The sequence below is a fragment of the Candidatus Margulisiibacteriota bacterium genome (assembly GCA_003242895.1).
In the GTDB taxonomy this organism is placed as follows: Bacteria; Margulisbacteria; Riflemargulisbacteria; order GWF2-39-127; family GWF2-39-127; genus GWF2-39-127.
This window is the reverse complement of the sequence record QKMY01000066.1, coordinates 1-17,450: the sequence shown is the minus strand read 5'-3', so window position 1 is coordinate 17,450 and position 17,450 is coordinate 1. Positions and strand designations below refer to the sequence as shown.

Annotated in this window: 16 protein-coding genes; 10 read left to right on the top strand and 6 right to left on the bottom strand. The window is 38.7% G+C overall.

Annotated features, from left to right (window positions below; genetic code table 11):
- Window positions 1–37: 37 nt before the first annotated feature.
- The 4 genes from DKM50_12785 (at window position 38) to DKM50_12770 (ending at window position 2,726) form a co-directional block, all read left to right on the top strand.
- Window positions 38–529 carry an NYN domain-containing protein gene (locus DKM50_12785; protein ID PZM77410.1) on the top strand — a complete coding sequence of 164 codons (492 nt, stop codon included), beginning with the start codon at window positions 38–40 and terminating at the stop codon, window positions 527–529.
- Between the two features lie 110 nt (window positions 530–639).
- Complete coding sequence (gene nadC, locus DKM50_12780) at window positions 640–1,446, top strand: carboxylating nicotinate-nucleotide diphosphorylase (protein PZM77427.1); 807 nt, start codon at window positions 640–642, stop codon at window positions 1,444–1,446.
- Window positions 1,447–1,540: 94 nt separating this feature from the next.
- Window positions 1,541–1,780: a hypothetical protein gene (locus DKM50_12775; protein PZM77409.1), complete on the top strand. Its 240-nt coding sequence runs from the start codon at window positions 1,541–1,543 to the stop codon at window positions 1,778–1,780.
- Between the two features lie 13 nt (window positions 1,781–1,793).
- Entirely contained in the window at window positions 1,794–2,726 is a 933-nt protein-coding gene (locus tag DKM50_12770) for a hypothetical protein (protein PZM77408.1), read from the top strand.
- Here DKM50_12770 and DKM50_12765 read toward each other — a convergent pair.
- The gene (locus tag DKM50_12765) at window positions 2,714–3,766 is read right to left on the bottom strand and encodes a hypothetical protein (protein PZM77407.1); all 1,053 of its coding nucleotides are present in this window, start codon (window positions 3,764–3,766) and stop codon (window positions 2,714–2,716) included. The genes DKM50_12770 and DKM50_12765 overlap by 13 nt on opposite strands.
- 212 nt (window positions 3,767–3,978) lie before the next feature.
- On the opposite strand from DKM50_12765, the gene DKM50_12760 reads away from it, so the two are divergent.
- From DKM50_12760 to DKM50_12745, 4 genes are read left to right on the top strand one after another with little or no spacing between them, the layout of a single operon-like run.
- Window positions 3,979–6,168, top strand: coding sequence for an ATP-dependent DNA helicase PcrA (locus tag DKM50_12760; GenBank protein PZM77406.1), 2,190 nt, complete (start codon window positions 3,979–3,981; stop codon window positions 6,166–6,168).
- Window position 6,169: 1 nt separating this feature from the next.
- Complete coding sequence (locus DKM50_12755) at window positions 6,170–6,817, top strand: 7-carboxy-7-deazaguanine synthase QueE (GenBank protein ID PZM77405.1); 648 nt, start codon at window positions 6,170–6,172, stop codon at window positions 6,815–6,817.
- Window positions 6,814–7,548, top strand: coding sequence for a chitooligosaccharide deacetylase (locus tag DKM50_12750; GenBank protein PZM77404.1), 735 nt, complete (start codon window positions 6,814–6,816; stop codon window positions 7,546–7,548). The genes DKM50_12755 and DKM50_12750 overlap by 4 nt, the downstream gene beginning before the upstream one ends.
- Window positions 7,549–7,580: 32 nt before the next feature.
- Entirely contained in the window at window positions 7,581–8,609 is a 1,029-nt protein-coding gene (locus tag DKM50_12745; protein PZM77403.1) for a 3-deoxy-7-phosphoheptulonate synthase, read from the top strand.
- A gap of 91 nt (window positions 8,610–8,700) precedes the next feature.
- Here DKM50_12745 and DKM50_12740 read toward each other — a convergent pair whose 3' ends face one another.
- The 4 genes from DKM50_12740 to DKM50_12725 form a co-directional block, all read right to left on the bottom strand.
- Window positions 8,701–9,537 (bottom strand): imidazole glycerol phosphate synthase subunit HisF, encoded by an 837-nt coding sequence (locus DKM50_12740; protein PZM77402.1) that lies wholly within the window; start codon window positions 9,535–9,537, stop codon window positions 8,701–8,703.
- A gap of 81 nt (window positions 9,538–9,618) precedes the next feature.
- A complete protein-coding gene (locus tag DKM50_12735; GenBank protein PZM77401.1) occupies window positions 9,619–10,296 on the bottom strand; it encodes an anaerobic ribonucleoside-triphosphate reductase activating protein in 678 nt (225 codons plus the stop codon).
- Window positions 10,287–12,743, bottom strand: a complete 2,457-nt coding sequence (locus tag DKM50_12730; GenBank protein PZM77400.1) for a ribonucleoside triphosphate reductase — start codon at window positions 12,741–12,743, stop codon at window positions 10,287–10,289. The genes DKM50_12735 and DKM50_12730 overlap by 10 nt, the downstream gene beginning before the upstream one ends.
- A 35-nt stretch (window positions 12,744–12,778) precedes the next feature.
- Window positions 12,779–13,228 (bottom strand): transcriptional regulator NrdR, encoded by a 450-nt coding sequence (locus DKM50_12725; GenBank protein ID PZM77399.1) that lies wholly within the window; start codon window positions 13,226–13,228, stop codon window positions 12,779–12,781.
- A gap of 457 nt (window positions 13,229–13,685) precedes the next feature.
- On the opposite strand from DKM50_12725, the gene pta reads away from it, so the two are divergent.
- Both pta and DKM50_12715 read left to right on the top strand, forming a co-directional pair.
- Complete coding sequence (gene pta / locus DKM50_12720) at window positions 13,686–14,708, top strand: phosphate acetyltransferase (protein PZM77398.1); 1,023 nt, start codon at window positions 13,686–13,688, stop codon at window positions 14,706–14,708.
- Complete coding sequence (locus DKM50_12715) at window positions 14,705–15,955, top strand: propionate kinase (GenBank protein PZM77397.1); 1,251 nt, start codon at window positions 14,705–14,707, stop codon at window positions 15,953–15,955. The genes pta and DKM50_12715 overlap by 4 nt, the downstream gene beginning before the upstream one ends.
- A 43-nt stretch (window positions 15,956–15,998) precedes the next feature.
- Here DKM50_12715 and DKM50_12710 read toward each other — a convergent pair whose 3' ends face one another.
- Window positions 15,999–17,261, bottom strand: a complete 1,263-nt coding sequence (locus DKM50_12710) for a hypothetical protein (GenBank protein ID PZM77396.1) — start codon at window positions 17,259–17,261, stop codon at window positions 15,999–16,001.
- Window positions 17,262–17,450 lie beyond the last annotated feature (189 nt).

Genomic DNA, 17,450 nt, shown 5'->3' with positions numbered 1-17,450 from the left:
AAATAAATATTAATAATTAGCACGTTGAGGTCGATATATGAATTATAAAAGAAATCAGAGAGTAGGTATTTTTGTTGATGTGCAGAATTTATTCTACTCTGCAAAATACCAGTATAAAGCAAGGGTTAATTTTGAAAAATTACTTGATAAACTAAATTCTAAGCGTAAACTGATTCGGGCAATTGCTTATATCGTGCAAACTCCGGAAATCGATCAATCCCATTTTCTGGAAATGCTCCAGCGAAATGGGTATGAAATAAAAATTAAGCAATTGAGGGTCAGGCCTGATGGATCTTCCAAGGGTGATTGGGATATGGGTATTGCGATCGATACTATTTCGATGTCCGACCGATTGGATGTCATAGTGCTTGTGAGCGGTGATGGGGATTTCGTTGATTTAACAACGATGTTAAAAGGGAGAGGCGCTATTGTAGAGGTAGCCTCTTTTCCTAAAAGTACAGCCTCCGAATTAATTTCAGTTGCTAATTATTATTGTCCGATCGATAAAGATTTGCTTTATTATGATTAGTTGTTTTACACTTGCATAGGCTTGTTTTCTACGTTATAGCAAGATTGAGAAAGGAATTGAAGATCGTTATGTCGAAGATAGAAGTACGAGATTATCAAAGTCTGGTAGCTATGGCATTATTAGAGGATGTTAAGAGTGGAGATATTACATCTCAGGCGACTATTCCGGACGATAGTGTTAGCAGAGCTATCATTAAAACAAAACAAGCTGGCGTTATATGCGGTGTTGATATCGCTCTTCACGTTTTTTTCGAAATAGACCCGACATTAAGCGTTATAACTGCTATTTGCGATGGTCAGATTGTAGATAGTGGCGTAGTTATAATGACTGTCGAAGGGAAAACCCGATCTATCTTAATGGCAGAGCGTACAGTTCTTAACTTTCTGTCGAGGTTATCTGGGATAGCGACTGAAACGAGAACCTATGTGGACATGATTAAGGGGACTATCGCTTGTATCTGTGACACAAGAAAGACGATTCCGGGATGGCGGAAACTAGATAAATACGCTGTAGCAATTGGCGGAGGAACAAATCATCGTATTGGCCTTTGGGATGCGATACTCATTAAAGAGAACCATATTAATGCTGCCGGAAGTGTGTCAAAAGCTCTGGAAAAAGCCAAGCAATTTGCTGCGCGTGCAGCATTTATTCAGATTGAGATAACCGATATTCAACAGCTTGAAGAAGCTTTGCCCCTCGAACCTGATATGGTGTTGCTCGATAATATGTCCATAGATACTATAATAAAAGCAGTTGAAATGTGTAAAAAAAATAATTATAATATTTTAATTGAGGCCTCTGGAAATGTTAACATTGAGAATGTGAGGGGTATAGCTATGACCGGAGTCGACAGAATTTCGGTCGGCGCAATAACTCATTCGGCGAAGAATTTTGATTTTACTCTTTTGATTGAATAATAGTAAGTTTACAAGGGAAGGTATTATGACTCCCAAAATAACTTGCTGGGGTAGGCGAGGCTATTATTTTATTGAGTAATAAAGGAGGAAACATATGTCGGACAATCAGATTAAAGAAATAGGGTTTATAGAGAAGAATAACAAATCTCGATACGTTGTTACCACAACAGAGTGGCGGAACAACCATTATTTTGATATTAGAGAGTACTATGTCGATGATGGAGATGAGTGGAAGCCTACCAAAAAGGGTGTTCGTTTAAGCGTGGAGTTTTTGCCGGAATTAATGGATATGTTGAAGAAAGTCGAGATAGATACGAAAGTTAAGAAAGAATAGATAAGAGAGTTGTATGTACCTTGGTGTAGATATAGGGGGAACAAAAATATTGGCAGGGCTGGTTTCTGCACAGGGTCAGGTTGTCTCCACTGTAAAAATAAAAACAGATGCGCAAGAACCATATGAAAGATTAGTTGGCCAAATAAAAGATTCAATAAGCGTATTATTACGAAAAGAATCTGTTTCAATCGGTGACATCAAAGGAATTGGAATCGGTGTTCCCGGATTAGTTAAGCCTGAAGATGGTATGGTTGTTTTTGCCCCTAATTTAGGGTGGAGGAATGTTCCGTTAAAAGCAATTTTCCAAGATGCATTACAAACGACGGTTGTTATCACAAATGATGTTAATGCCGGTATTATTGGCGAGACCTGGAAAGGTTCAGGGAGAGGGAGAAAAGACGTCGTCGGTATTTTTGTCGGTACGGGGGTCGGGGGAGCTGTGATAGTTGATGGACGTATCTGGCTTGGAACGCATAAACTAGCTGGTGAAGTTGGTCACATGATCCTTAATCCCGAAGGTCCAAAATGCAGCTGCGGGAATAATGGATGTTTAGAGGCTTATGTCGGTAAGGTTAATATTACAAAGAATCTTATTGCTGCAGGAATCGATGTGCCAGGTGGATCGATAGTTAAAAGTTCATATTTGGCATCAGCAATAAAAGATAAAAATCCTATTGTAAAAAAAGAACTTAAACGGGTATCTTCTTATCTCGCTGTTGGTATCTCAAATCTGACTGCGCTACTGAATCCGGAACTTGTTATCCTGGGTGGCGGAGTTGTTGAGGCCTGTAGTGAATATATACTTCCTAAAATTAAAAAAAAAGTTAAGGAAATAAGCTATAATAAGGCGGCCATCATGACAGCTAAATTGGGTGATCATGCGGGTATCATAGGTGCGGCTAAAATCGCGCTGGATGTAGCTGCAAATACCGGTTATTCCAGATAGCTTTTTCTTATAATAGCTAGCAAAATATCTTTTTGATTCTCAATTTTTTTTGATTTTATCTCAGCGAGAAGAAATTGTTGGATTTTTCCGATTATTGGCCCGTCAAATCCTAAGTCTTTTATCTCCTGTCCTGTTATATCCAGACTTTTTACTGTTAAGGCTGATAAGTTATAGTCGAAATTGTTGTTTATCAAGCCCTTAATTGTCTTTATTTCTTTTCTGGTAAATCTTAGCTTTTCTAATGTCTCATCAATTTCTTGCCGGGGTAGTGTGGAAAAAAAGCAGGCAATTCGCTGGCAAAGGTCGAATGTTTCGGGTATGTTTGTAATGCGTTCAGGAAAAGAAGAGAGGTCTGCCGCTATTAAACGGCTAAACAGTCCCCATTCATACAAATAATGGAGTCCTTGTTTGAAGTTTGCCCCTTTACATAGCTTGATCAGTTCAGTTTTAATTCGTTCTGCTGCCGGGAGCTGTACGTGAGGTGATAGCTCTTGCAAGGCAGCGAGTGTCGTACGTTCTATGGAAAATCCCAATTGCGCCGAAAATCTGGCTGCTCGAAAAATTCTTAAGGTATCTTCTTTGAGCCGTTCTTTTGGGTTGCCTACACAGGTTATGACATGTTCCCTGATAGCCTCCTGTCCATTAAATGGATCAATTATTCTTCCTGTTTTGAAATCATAGGCAATTGCATTCATAGTAAAGTCTCTGCGGCTGAGATCCTCGAAGATGTCGTTGCAAAATATAACGGTTTCAGGATGTCTGGCGTCAGTGTATCCGCTTTCTTTTCGCAAGGTAGTTACTTCGATGTTGTGTCCCTGTGAAACAACTATAATTGTTCCGTAATTTTTCCCGACATTGACAGTTTTGGAAAATAGTCCTGAAACCGTATCCGGAAGTGCATTGGTAGCAAGGTCAAAGTCTTGGACCTCGCAACCGAGAATAATATCCCGAAGGGAACCTCCGACAAGATAGATATCAAAGCCTTGATCAATAAATCGGGCAATAATATTTTTTAAGTAATCAGGAATGATTACCTTCATAGTTGCCTCCTCTCAGTTATCCTATTGTACCATTCTCATATTCGGGTGTCTGGACAATTTTATAGAGTTTTAGACCTAAGAAATTGCTGAATTTGTTGGTTTTTGTCAGTGAGAAAAAAAAGAATAAATATCAAACGCTAATAGCCTTTGTAAACTACAATAATCATATAAACTCGTTTGTATAAATCTGGCTCTTAGTGTATTATACGGCTATGCTTTCACGACTAAATAATAAACAAAAAGAAGCTGTCTTGGCCACCGCCGGACCGGTTTTGATAATTGCCGGTGCAGGTTCGGGCAAGACACAGGTTTTAACCCATAGGATTGCTTATCTGCTTAGTCAGAAAACAGCATATCCTTCACAAATATTTGCTGTTACTTTTACCAATAAGGCCGCAAAAGAAATGAAGGCCAGGGTGCTTAAACTCCTGAGCGGTATTATTCCTGAAAAAGAGATTAACGCGATGTGGGTCAATACCTTTCATGCTGCATGCGTACGTATACTGCGCACTGAAAGTGAGAATGTCGGCTTGCCAAAGAATTTTGTCATTTACGATACTTCGGACCAATTAAGCATTATAAAGAAAATCCTTAAGGAATTAGATATCGATGATAAGCAATTTAAGCCAAACTCAATATTATCTTCAATTTCTTCAGCTAAGAATGAACTAGTTGCGCCAGAAAATTATGTCTCGGCGGCTTATGACGTTTTTTCCAAAAAAGTCGGGTTAATATATCCGGCATATCAATCGGTCCTTCGGCAGCAAAATGCTCTCGATTTTGATGATATTTTATATTATACGGTTGAGTTATTCAAAAAACGTCCGGATATTTTACGCAATTATCAGGAACGATTTAAATACGTACTGGTCGATGAGTATCAAGATACTAACGTATGCCAGTATTCTATTGTCCACATGCTCGCGGCTAAACATAATAATATTTGTGCAGTAGGCGATGGTGATCAGAATATTTATAGCTGGCGAGGGGCAAATAGCAAGAATATCCTTAATTTTGAAAAGGATTTTCCTGCTGCGAAAACCATCATGCTGGAACAGAATTATAGGTCTACTCCTAATATTCTCAAAGCGGCAAACGATGTTATTAAAAATAACAGCGAAAGAAAAGACAAAAATCTGTGGACGGAAAATCCTGAAAACGAACAAGTTGTTCACTATCGAGGAATAAATGAGCGGGAAGAAGCTGCTTATGTCGCTGAGCAGATTGAATTATTAATGAATGAAAATAATTATTCATTAAAAGACTTTGTTATTCTTTATCGAACGAATGCACAGAGTCGAGTAATTGAAGATGTTTTTATGTACAAGAATATTAAGTACCAGATTATTGGAGCTTTTAAGTTTTATGAACGAAAAGAAATTAAAGATATTCTTGCATATTTGCGACTTATTTATAATATGAATGATAACTACAGTTTGTTACGTGCTCTTGCCAGTACGAATAGGGGTATCGGGAATACTTCTATTGCGAAACTTGAGCAATTTGCAAAAGAGCGACAGACACTGATGTTCGAAGCCTTGAATGTAACTGACGTTTTGAAGGGAAAAGCTGCACTAGCAGCGAAAGATTTTTACAAGATAATTAAAGAGCTTCAAAGTGCTTTGGCATCCCAAACGTATTCTTTGTCAGAGTTTATTGAGTTAGTTGTAGAAAAAACCGGATATTTGGATGCCCTTTCTGCACAAGAAGATAAAGAGTATCAGGATAGAACAGAAAATATTATGGAATTAGTCAGTGTTGCAAGAGAACACGATGGAGCGACTCTTGAAGACTTTCTTATGAGCGTTTCTCTTGTTTCTGATATTGATGAGGCTGATTCTGATAAAGATGTGGTAACGCTTATGACTCTCCACAGTGCCAAAGGACTTGAATTCCCGGTTGTATTCATGGTAGGGATGGAAGAAGGGTTGCTACCCCATTTCCGGTCTTTATTTGAATTAGATGAGATTGAAGAAGAGCGACGGCTATGCTATGTGGGGATGACACGAGCGAAAAGTCTGCTGTTCATGAGTTCGGTTATCACACGGACAATTTTTGGGAATACGGCTTCGAACGAAATATCCCGCTTTATAAAGGAAATTTCTAAAGAGAACCTAAAAGAAGAAAATAGCCCTAAATTAGCAACAAATGACAAGAAGTATAATTTTATTGCTGCTTCGGGAATATCTTTTTCTCCTAAGAGAGATAGTGAGAAATATAAAGAAAAAGACAATATGGCTGAAGGTGGATATAGTGTTGGGGACCAGGTCCTTCATCCGACCTTTGGCAGAGGTTGTGTTACCTATTTATATGGAAGTGGAATTAATACAACATTGACGATCAGATTCACTGATGAAGAAAGAACATTGATGTTAAAATATGCGCCTATAGAAAAAGTATAATATGCTTATAAATGAGATTTTTAGCTCGATACAAGGTGAGGGGATATATGCAGGATATAGGCAAATTTTTATTCGGTTTGCCGGATGTAATTTGTCTTGTGATTACTGCGATGAGCAGCATCAGGAACAACGTAAGTATGAAATTGATGCATTAGCAAAAGAAGTTAAGCAGTTCACCAAATCCTGGCATCATTCGATTTCCTTAACCGGCGGAGAGCCGCTCCTTCAAGTTGATCGAATAAAGCAGTTGATTCCTTTGTTGCCGCTTCCTATCTATCTTGAGACTAACGGTACTTTGCCACAGCACTTTAAGGAAATTGCCGATCTGGTTGATATTGTTTCTCTCGACTACAAAGAAGGATACGAAAACGAATTTATTGATTTTTTGCATATTGCAAAAGACAAGGATGTTTTTGTCAAATATGTTGTTCGGAAAGAAACAAATGTTAAGAAATTGTCTGATATTACTTCATTAATTTCCGAAATTAGCCGGGATATTCCATTTATATTGCAGCCAGTGACACCCTATGGCAAGATTAAACAAGGGCCGCGCCTAGAAGATCTGTTAAGGTTCTATCAGACAGCGAAAAATCACCTGAGCGATGTCCGAGTTATTCCCCAAACCCACAAGTTAATGAGAATAAAATGATTAAGAGAACCTTGCCGGCTATCTTCCTTCTGCACATTGTTCTAACAAATGTATGTTTCGCGCAGCCATATTCTGCTTGCTGGAAAGCAGAGACCAAAGCACCTCTTGTTGCATTGACTTTTGATGACGGACCGAAGCCAGAGTATTCACTTCCAATTCTCGATATCCTTGATAAATATTGTGTTAAAGGAACTTTTTTTGTAGTTGGAAAAATGGTGAAGCTCAACCAGGATATTGTATATCGAATGGCTAGTTCGGGACATGATGTCGGGAATCACACTTTCTCTCATACTCGATTAGATATGATGGATAAATCTCAGATTGATAATGAGTTACGATTAACGAATCAGATAGTAGAAAAAATTACCGGAATTAAACCGATTTTTTTTAGGCCGCCGGGTGGCAGGTTTAATCAATTGGTTTTGCAGGAAGCTCACTTTCATGGACTTAAGACAATTAACTGGAGCCTTAATGCGGTAGATTACACTCCTCATATTGACGTGCCGATAGCAATTATCGAAAATAAATGGGAAAATATTGTGGAAAAAGTTGTTTCTAACGCAAAACCCGGGGACATAATTTTATTCCATAATGGTGGTGAAGACACGGAGAAGGCATTGCCTTCCATAATCGAAAAGCTTAGACAAAAGGGCTTTCGTTTTGTGACAGTATCTGAGTTGTTAGGGATTGAGACAGTCTATAATAAAAAACAATTTGTGAAGCTGGATTAATTAATCAAGATAATACTGAGGAGATCATGATTATGAGTTTTACCTACGTGCAAAAAATTCCAAGTGTAAATGAAATCTTTGAAATGGTTCCCTTGTCGAAAGAACTAAAAACAGTGAAGTCTATGCGAGACAAAGAAATTTTGTCGGTTTTTGAAGGAAATAGTAATATATTCCTATTAATTATTGGACCCTGTTCAGCTCATGATGAGGATTCGGTATGTGATTATATTTCACGATTAGCATATGTTCAAGAAAAAGTTAAAGATAAGCTGCTATTAATCCCAAGAATCTATACCAATAAGCCGCGTACTACCGGTGAAGGTTATAAAGGGATGATGCACCAACCAGACCACCAAAAAGAACCGAACTTAGTTGAAGGTTTGAAAGCCATCCGAAGAATGCATATTAGGGCTCTGCGCGAGTCTCATCTGCCTGCTGCAGATGAAATGCTTTATCCCGGTAATTATCCTTATCTGGAGGACGTCCTTAGTTATTCGGCTATAGGTGCGCGATCGGTCGAGAACCAGCAGCACCGGCTGACTGTGAGTGGACTTGATACTCCGGTTGGAATGAAAAATCCAACGAGTGGAGATATTGAGGTTATGTTGAATTCGATTCAAGCAGCCCAATTATCCCATGCCTTCATTTATAACGGATATGAAGTTAAAACAAGTGGAAACCCATTAGCCCATGCAATTTTACGTGGAGCTGTTAATCAACATGGGCAATGTATTGCAAATTATCATTATGAAGAACTAATGAGGACTGCGGAACTATATTCTAACCGGTCGCTTGCTAATCCCGCTCTCATTGTTGATACAAACCATGCTAATTCGAATAAAATGTACAGGGAGCAGCCAAGAATAGCGATGGAGATTATGAGAAGTAAAAAGCATAATGCAATATTGCATAAAATGGTAAAAGGGCTCATGATTGAGAGTTTTATTGGTGAAGGGGCGCAGAAGGCAAATGAAAATGAGTATGGTAAGTCAATTACTGATGCATGCTTGGGGTGGGACTCAACAGAACGCCTAATAAACGATATTGCATATATTCTGTAACTATTTTTGTAACTACGAAGAATATCCGGTAATCGTTTTTTTTTCTGTGATAAACAATTATTCAAGCAGCTTGTTAGTCTGAATGAGACCGTTAATTCCTTACCGGAATGTTATTCTTTTTCAGGTATTCTTTTATTTCACTGATAGTGAGCTCTTTGTAGTGGAGAAGTGATGCAAGAAGTGCCGCATCACAGATGTCGCAAGCGTCTTTGATATGTTCGAGCGTACCAGCCCCGCCGGAGGCTATCACTGGAATGTTGACCGCTTCTGCTACGGCTTTGGTTAGCGGGATATCGTAGCCGGCTTTTGTGCCGTCTGCATCCATGCTTGTCAGTAGGATTTCTCCTGAACCCATTATTTCCATATGTTTTGCCCATTTTATTGCATCAATCCCTGTAGCATGTCTGCCTCCGTGAGTATAGACCTCCCAATTGCTGTTTTCATCAATTTTTATTTCTTCGATGAGGTTTTCTATTTTTGAGGCTTTACCATCTTGGGCTATTTTATAGTCTGTTGTAAGTCTGCTGATTTTTCGGGCATCGATGGCTACGACAATGCATTGAGATCCAAAGATATCGGCAGCTTCTTTGACAAAATCCGGGTTTTTTACTGCCGCAGTGTTAATTGATACTTTGTCGGCACCTGCGTTAAGCATTGCTCTAATTGTTTCGATATCGTTGATCCCTCCTCCGACCGTGAACGGGATAAATACCTGATCAGCCGTGCGTCGTACTACATCAATCATGATATTCCGTTTGTCGGAGGAAGCGGTAATATCGAGAAATACCAGCTCGTCAGCATTTTGTGAATCGTAGAGTTTGGCTAGTTCAACCGGGTCTCCGGCATCGCGCAATTCGACGAAATTGGTGCCTTTGACAACCCGGCCTTCTTTAACATCGAGACAAGGGATGATTCTTTTGGCTAACATGTAATTCTCCTAAGTATTTAAAATTTAGATTTCGGGTGATTTTGATTATTATCGTACCTCAAAGTAGCTATCGTCAATATATTAGCGGGAAAATGTTCCGGGGACATATTGTTTTGCTATTTCAACGAGTTTTTGAATTTCTTTAGTACTGAACGGCTGAACTGTTTTGTAGCTTGGATCAAGTGTCGAGGTGTTTCGGAACTGCTGCAGGAACCATTTTTTTGTGCCTTGTATGAGTTTTCCAATTGTGTGCATATCATTTTCATCCACGAGTCCCGGAACTAATGTCGTTCTGAACTCATACTCAAAGCTTGCTTCATTTATCAGGTAGTTTATTGTGCGAGTTATTTTGCTTTCTATTTCTGGAATTGTTGTTAATGCCGTGTATTTCTCTGGAATTGTTTTGATGTCAAGTGCGAGGTAATTGATCGGCAGCGATTGTAGTATCTCGGGATCGCTGCCATTTGTATCGAGTTTGATGAGGAATCCGAGTCCTTTTACCTGAGCAATGTATTCCGAAAGTTGAGGGTCAATCGTTGGCTCTCCGCCTGAGAAACAGACAGCGTCAATCAGGTGCTGAGATTTTTTGAGATATTCTATGATTTCTTTAAAATCCACCGGAAAAGCAGCAGAATCCAGAACAAGTTCTGGATTCTGACAATAAGGACAACGAAAATTACATCGTGAGAGAAAAATGGTTGTTGCTATTTTCCCCGGGTAATCAACAAATGATGTTTTAATGTACCCGCCTATAGACATTTCTCTATTTCTACGGTGCTGTGTGCGGTATTTATAGCCTTTCCTTCTTTATCGAAAAAAATGACGGTTGGAACAGCCATTACATTATTTGTTCTCGCTTCTTCAAGGCCATCCGGCTGGGAAGCATTAAAGAATTTTCCGGGAACTGCAAGCTTTTCTATATATTCTTTTACCGAAGGGCAATTCGGGCAGGTATCGCTATAGAAAAATTTAAAACTTTGTATTTTGTTCTCTAAAATAGAATTATCTTTTTCCGCTTCGGGATAAAAATTGATCGGGGTAAGTTTTGGCAGCTGTTCTTTTATTAGAGCTTCTTTTGTCACGTTATGCGGTTGTAACATTGCTATTTCCTGTTTCTCTATTTTGGGGATATCGAATTCTTGTCTTATTGCGTATTCTGATTTTTTTCCTTTGTTCCAGTTTTGGACAGGTCTGTAATATCCTACAATTCTGCTGTAAACTTCGGATTCAATTCCGCAAGTCGGACAAGAAAAATGTTCCCCTGAAATATATCCATGATCTTGGCAGATGGAGAAGGTTGGAGTGATTGTGTAGTATGGCAGATGAAAATTATAAGCGATCTTTTTTACGAGGTTTTTGCAGGTTTCTATGTCGCTGATATTCTCGCCAAGGAACGCGTGAAGCACTGTGCCTCCCGTGTACTTTTTTTGAAGTGAATCTTGATGCTCTAAGGCCTCGAACACATCAGCGGTGTAGTTAACAGGGAGTTGTGTTGAGTTGGTATAATAGGGATCTGTTTCCCCGGATGTAATGATATCCGGATAGCGCTCTTTGTCGATTTTAGCTAAACGGTAAGAGGTTCCTTCTGCAGGTGTTGCCTCAAGGTTATACAGGTTTCCGGTTTCTTCCTGATAGTCAGCGAGGCGCTTGCGCATAAAATCAAGCACTTCCTCCGCAAAAGCTTTGCCTTCAGGGGCTGCAATCGATTTTGACATGAAATTGAGACAGGACTCGTTCATGCCGTTAAGCCCGATAGTTGCGAAATGATTATTCAGATGTTTTAAATATCTTTTTGTATAAGGAAATAATCCTTGGTCCATTAAGCTTGTAATAACTTTTCTTTTAGTTTCAAGAGAAGTTTTTGCTGTGTCCATTAGCGTTCCTAGTCTGGCAAAAAAATCTTCTTTATTGGTTGCGAGGTAGCCAATCCTTGGAAGATTGATAGTTACGACGCCAATCGAACCAGTGAATTCGTCGGCTCCGAACAAGCCTCCGCCACGGCTTTTGAGTTCCCTTTTGTCTAATTGCAGGCGGCAGCACATGCTGCGAACGTCACTTGGGTCCAGGTCGGAATTAATAAAATTCTGGAAGTACGGTGTTCCATATTTCGCTGTCATTTCAAATAGTAACTTAGCATTTTCGTTATCCCAATTGAAGCTGCGTGTAACGTTATACGTTGGGATCGGGTAAGGAAAACCTCTGCCGTCTGAATCACCCTCCATCATCACTTCTATAAATGCCTTGTTAACGATATCCATTTCTACCTGGCAATCCCCATAAGTAAAATCGACTTCAACGCCGCCAACTATAGCCTTTTGGCCTTTAAGGTCTTCAGGAGCTGTCCAGTCAAGCGTAATGTTGGTGAATGGTGCTTGAGATCCCCAACGTGAAGGTGTATTGATGCTGAATACAAAGCTTTGGATATTTTGTTTTACTTCTTTATATGACAATTTGTCGAGTTTAACAAATGGTGCTAAATAGGTGTCAAAACTAGAAAATGCTTGAGCTCCAGCCCATTCGTTTTGCATCGTTCCAAGAAAATTAACCATCTGTGCTATAAGTGTTGATAAATGGTTTGCGGGTTTTGAGTTGATTTTGCCTTTGACGCCGCCGAGACCTTCTTGAATCAATTGCCTGAGGCTCCATCCTGCACAGTAGCCGGAAAACATTGAAAGATCGTGAAGATGGAAATCTCCATTTTTATGCGCATCGGCGACTTCTTTTGAGTAAATATTGTTAAGCCAGTAATTAGCTGTGATTGCTCCGGAATTATGGAGGATTAGTCCGCCAAGAGAATAGTTAACATTGCTATTTTCATTAACGCGCCAGTCGGATTGTTTTAGATATCCGTCCATGGTTCTGTCGATGTCGAGCATGATATTTTTTGCTTCACGTATTCTTTGGTGCTGCTCTCGATAGAGAATATAAGCTTTTGCTGTTTTTGCATGACCATTTACGATTAATACTTTTTCAATAATATCCTGCAACTCTTCGACTGCCGGAATTGACCGGTTATGATATCTTTTATTAATTTCGGAAATAACTTTATTGCAAAGATTTCTGGCGAGATCGTAATCACTGCCACCGACAGCTCTGGCTGCATTATAAATTGCCTCAATTATTTTGTCCGGATCGAAGGGAACAATCTCGTTATTCCTTTTGATAATACTTGAAATCTTTGATTTATTAATTTGTATACTTTCCATGCCTCAGTCTCCCTTCAATTATTTGGCGCTTTTTTCTAAGAAAGCACTTCTTTTATCTCTTTTATAAACTCTTGTACATCCTTGAACTGCCGATAAACAGAAGCAAAACGAACATAAGCAATTTGGTCAATGCTATGAAGCCTATCCATGATCATTTCGCCTATCTGGGCCGTCGGAACTTCCTTTATCATGTCATCTCTTAATTTCTTCTCAATATCATTAATAGTGGTTTCTATGGTCTCAATACTTACCGGTCGTTTTTCTGATGCTTTAATTAGGCCTGACAAAATCTTTTCCCGATCAAAAGGCTCTCTTCTTTTGTCTTTTTTTATTACCATTAACTGGTGTTCTTCTATTCGTTCATAGGAGGTAAATCGATTTTTACACTGGAGACATTCTCTTCTTCTCCTGATAGCCTTGCCATCATTAGTGTCTCGAGATTCGATAACTTTAATTTCTTCATATGAACAAAAAGGACATCTCATAAAAATTCTCTCACGCTATATGTGGTGTTTTGGGTTCGTATGGATTAAGCTTAGCACTTAATATGGGGCGAGTCAAGAAATTATGAAATAGTGATATAGTGATAGATACGCTAAAAAATGATGAATTAAAAATTTATAAATATTTGTAAATTTCGAGCCTTGTCTGATAATTTAGATAAGGGATGGTTTTTGTCTAGCAGGGGCTTGTAAGATCGGAGGTATGTTTAATAATAATAACGATAAAAAATGATTGTAATTTGTACGGTGAGCCTCTATGTAAGTATTGTTGGTTGATTCAGTGCAAATCCTGAAAATATTTTAGCTAATGGAGCGTTAATTTTAGTTTTTTGGAAGATCTTGCATTGCTCGAAATAGAACTTCTGTGATATATTGAGAGTGTTTTTTTTTGCTATTTATTTGTGCTGTCAAAAATATTATCAAACAGGTGGGATTATCCATGGAAATATTAGAAAGTATTATTAATAGAGCGAAGTCAGTTTACAAAACGATAGTATTGCCTGAAAGTACAGACCCTAGGGTTGTTGAAGCAGCATCTTCAGTAACAAAGCAGAAAATTGCCAATGTCATTTTAGTTGGTAGCGCAAATGAGATTGCTAAAATAAGCAAAGCGTATAACTTCGATATGACCGGAGTCACAATCGTTGATCCCTTAACTGATGATAATTTCGAGAAATATGCCAAGGAATACCATAAGAAACGCGCGAAGAAGGGTATGACGCCGGAGCAGGCAAAAAAGATACTGCAAGAAGATAAATTGTTTTACGGGGCAATGATGGTTGATCAGGGAGCCGCAGATGGTATGGTTGCCGGAGCCATTAGTACGACAGCAGATACGATACGTTCGATTATTCATTGTGTCGGTACGGCGCCTTATTGCTCAATTATCTCGAGCTTCTTTCTTATGGTTGTAGAAAATAAGACGTTAGGCGAGAATGGTGCGTTTTTATATGCTGATTGCGGGGTTAACCCTAATCCCAATGCAAATCAGCTGGCTCAAATTGCGATAACAACAGCTCAATCATTTAAAGTCTTTTTTGACACCGAGCCAAGAGTAGCGATGCTCTCCTTTTCTACGAAAGGCAGCGCTCATCATGACGATGTTACGAAAGTTATTACAGCTACCAAACTTGCACGAGAACTTGATCCGGGACTCACTATTGATGGCGAATTGCAAGTTGATGCGGCAATCGTTCCTAAGGTTGCACTCAGTAAAGCTCCCGGTAGTAAGGTGGCAGGTATGGCGAATATCTTGATTTTTCCTGATCTGGATGCCGGTAATATTGCATACAAGCTTACTCAGAGGTTAGCCAATGCTATTGCATTAGGACCAATTATACAGGGTGCTGCAAAACCTGTGAATGATTTGTCTAGAGGATGTTCTGTAGATGATATTATTAATGTTACTGCAATTACTGCTGTCCAAGCTGAATATCAAAAAAAGAGGTCTTTATCCAAATGAAAATACTAGCTCTTAACTGTGGAAGTTCATCTATAAAATTTGTCTTATACGACTGGAAGTCAAAAATCTCTCTTGTTAAAGGGCTTATAGAAAGAATTGGCGAGAAGGATTCTGTAATAAAGTATGAATCCGGTGCGGGTGTGGAAAAAAAAGAGACAACGGCAGTTAAAGATCATTTACAGGGTGTTCAATCTATTATCTCAATAATTACCAATCCGGAGAATAATCTTATTTCTTCTATTAATGATATATCTGCTATAGCTCATCGAGTTGTTCATGGCGCAGATAAATTTGCCAGTTCGGTAATTATTGACGACAATGTACTTCAGGTAATTAAAGATGTGGCCTCTTTAGCTCCGCTTCATAATCCACCCAATATTGTTGGGATAGAAGCTGCAAAAGCAACATTGTCAACAATCCCTCACATCGCAGTGTTTGATACAGCTTTTCACCAGACGATACCTGATTACGCTTATATTTATCCATTGCCTTACGAATGGTATACGAAATACAAAGTTAGAAGATATGGGTTTCATGGCACTTCGCACCTGTATGTCTCTAAACGGGCTGCTGTTATTCTGGGGAAGCATCCTTCGGAGACGAATGTAATTACCATGCATATCGGGAACGGAGTTAGCATTACGGCAGTAAAGAATGGCGTTTCAGTTGATACTTCAATGGGGCTTACGCCGCTTGAAGGTGCGATGATGGGAACCAGAAGCGGTAATATTGATCCTGCAATTATTTCCTATATTATGCAAAAAGAGAATCTGACCGAAGCAGAAGTAGAAAAGATACTGAATAAAAAGAGCGGCATCCTTGGTATTACCGGTAAGTATTCGGATCGACGGGATGTTGTAAAGTATGCCAGTGAAGGCGATTATTTATGCCAGCTTGCAATTGAGATGGAGACCTATAGACTAAAAAAACGTATCGGATCTTATTCTGCGGTATTAGGGCGGGTTGATGCTGTTGTTTTTACTGCCGGAGTTGGTGAAAATAGTCCTATTATTCGAGAAAAAACCTGTGATGGCTTAGATTTTCTTGGCATGAAGTTTGATAAAGCAAAAAATAATCTCGTTGATAAGGTGAAAAAAGAAGAAGTAATTTCAATGGATGACTCGAAAGTGAAGATTCTTGTAATTCCTACGAATGAAGAGATTGTTATGATAGAAGACGCGGTCGCTTTAATTGAAGGCTATTATGATGATCACCTTCATATGACATATTCATTCCAGAAAAAATAGTTTTTTTATCTTCAAACCTTTGAATTGGGAAAATGAAGGATTTTTATAATTGTTTTTTTTCTGCAAAAGATTTTCCTGAGTTATCAATGGTGACTGTGTTAATTGTTTTTATAATGAGGAGTGCGTTATTTATTGACGGCAATGATTTCGTTCCGATTGGGCTATGATACCCTGTACTGATATACATAGAGCTTGAGCTTCCACCATCCAATGCCATTGCGTCAACCGCTTCGAGATCTTTCATTATCAAGGCAAGCTCTGTAAATGTTACCCCTGTGCTATGTTTGGTTTTTTCGATAACAACGAAGATTACCTCTCCAAAGCTATTTATCCCTACGGCAGTTCTTGCTCTGGGAATACGAAAAGCTTCATTGAAGTTTTCCAGATTAAAATGTGGGTGAACAACATTTATTCCATTTTTGAGCAGCCTTGGTCCGCCTGAAATCGCTTGTTTTACGTTGAGCCATTTGGTATCTTCATCAAGTTGTGTTTTTATGGTTGACCCTGGGGTAATCAAGTTTGTATATTTCGCAGCCATCCCATGAAATGATAAGACATATCCTGATTTTGGAATGGGGGTGTTTCCTTGGTTTTTAAGTATACATATGGCTTTGTTGTTTTCGACGACTACTTCATCTCCGGAATTGTTTGATCGAGTTGAGGAGCCATATTCAGGTGTAAATAAAATAATGTCATCGGTTTTTCGTTCTCGATTAATTCCCATAATAAAAAATTTTTTAGTCACATCGTTATCGATAATAACGGAATCTTTGACGTAAGGAATTTGGATAAACGCTTCATTATTATAGTTTATGCCAAATACCGATCTCTGAAATAGGTTATCTTCTTTAAATAGTGAGTTGCCGTTTCTAATCATTCTTCCGATTGGGAATGTTGGAAACGGATTAAAAAAAGACCCGTTTACGGCAGCAAGGGCATTATTCTGGTCCACAATCTTTTTTATGGAAGCTAGCTCTCCTACCTTGTTATTTGCAAGGGCAGGTTCAATGCATATTCCGGGTACTGTTAGATTTATTTTTAGAACGTGAATATTTATCGGACCACGATTAATTCTTTTTCTGATCCTGATATATTGGACCCCTTTTGTTAAAACAGTTTCCAATCGATCAATCGGACAAATATATGGAACGGGCTTTTTGCGATAAGAATTCTTTTTGTTAGAAGTCCTGTGTTTTTTGTTGTAACTGCTTTGCTTGTTTTTATTGATTTGTTTATGAGGAACTGCATAAAGTTGAGATGGCAGGAAAATACTTATTAGAATTAACGTGTAGATTAATCTTTTCATTTATGGTTCGTCAGGGTTTTAGGGATATTTCCAGTAACTTATTTAGTATAGCAAAGATAATGGCTTTCTTCAAACGGTCCTGGCATTTACGAATCAAATCATCTAAAATCTAACCGAAGCCGATAGTAATCTATCAAATCAAAATCTGACCAAGACATGAGCAAAAGCGAATATAGGTTAGGCGAACTA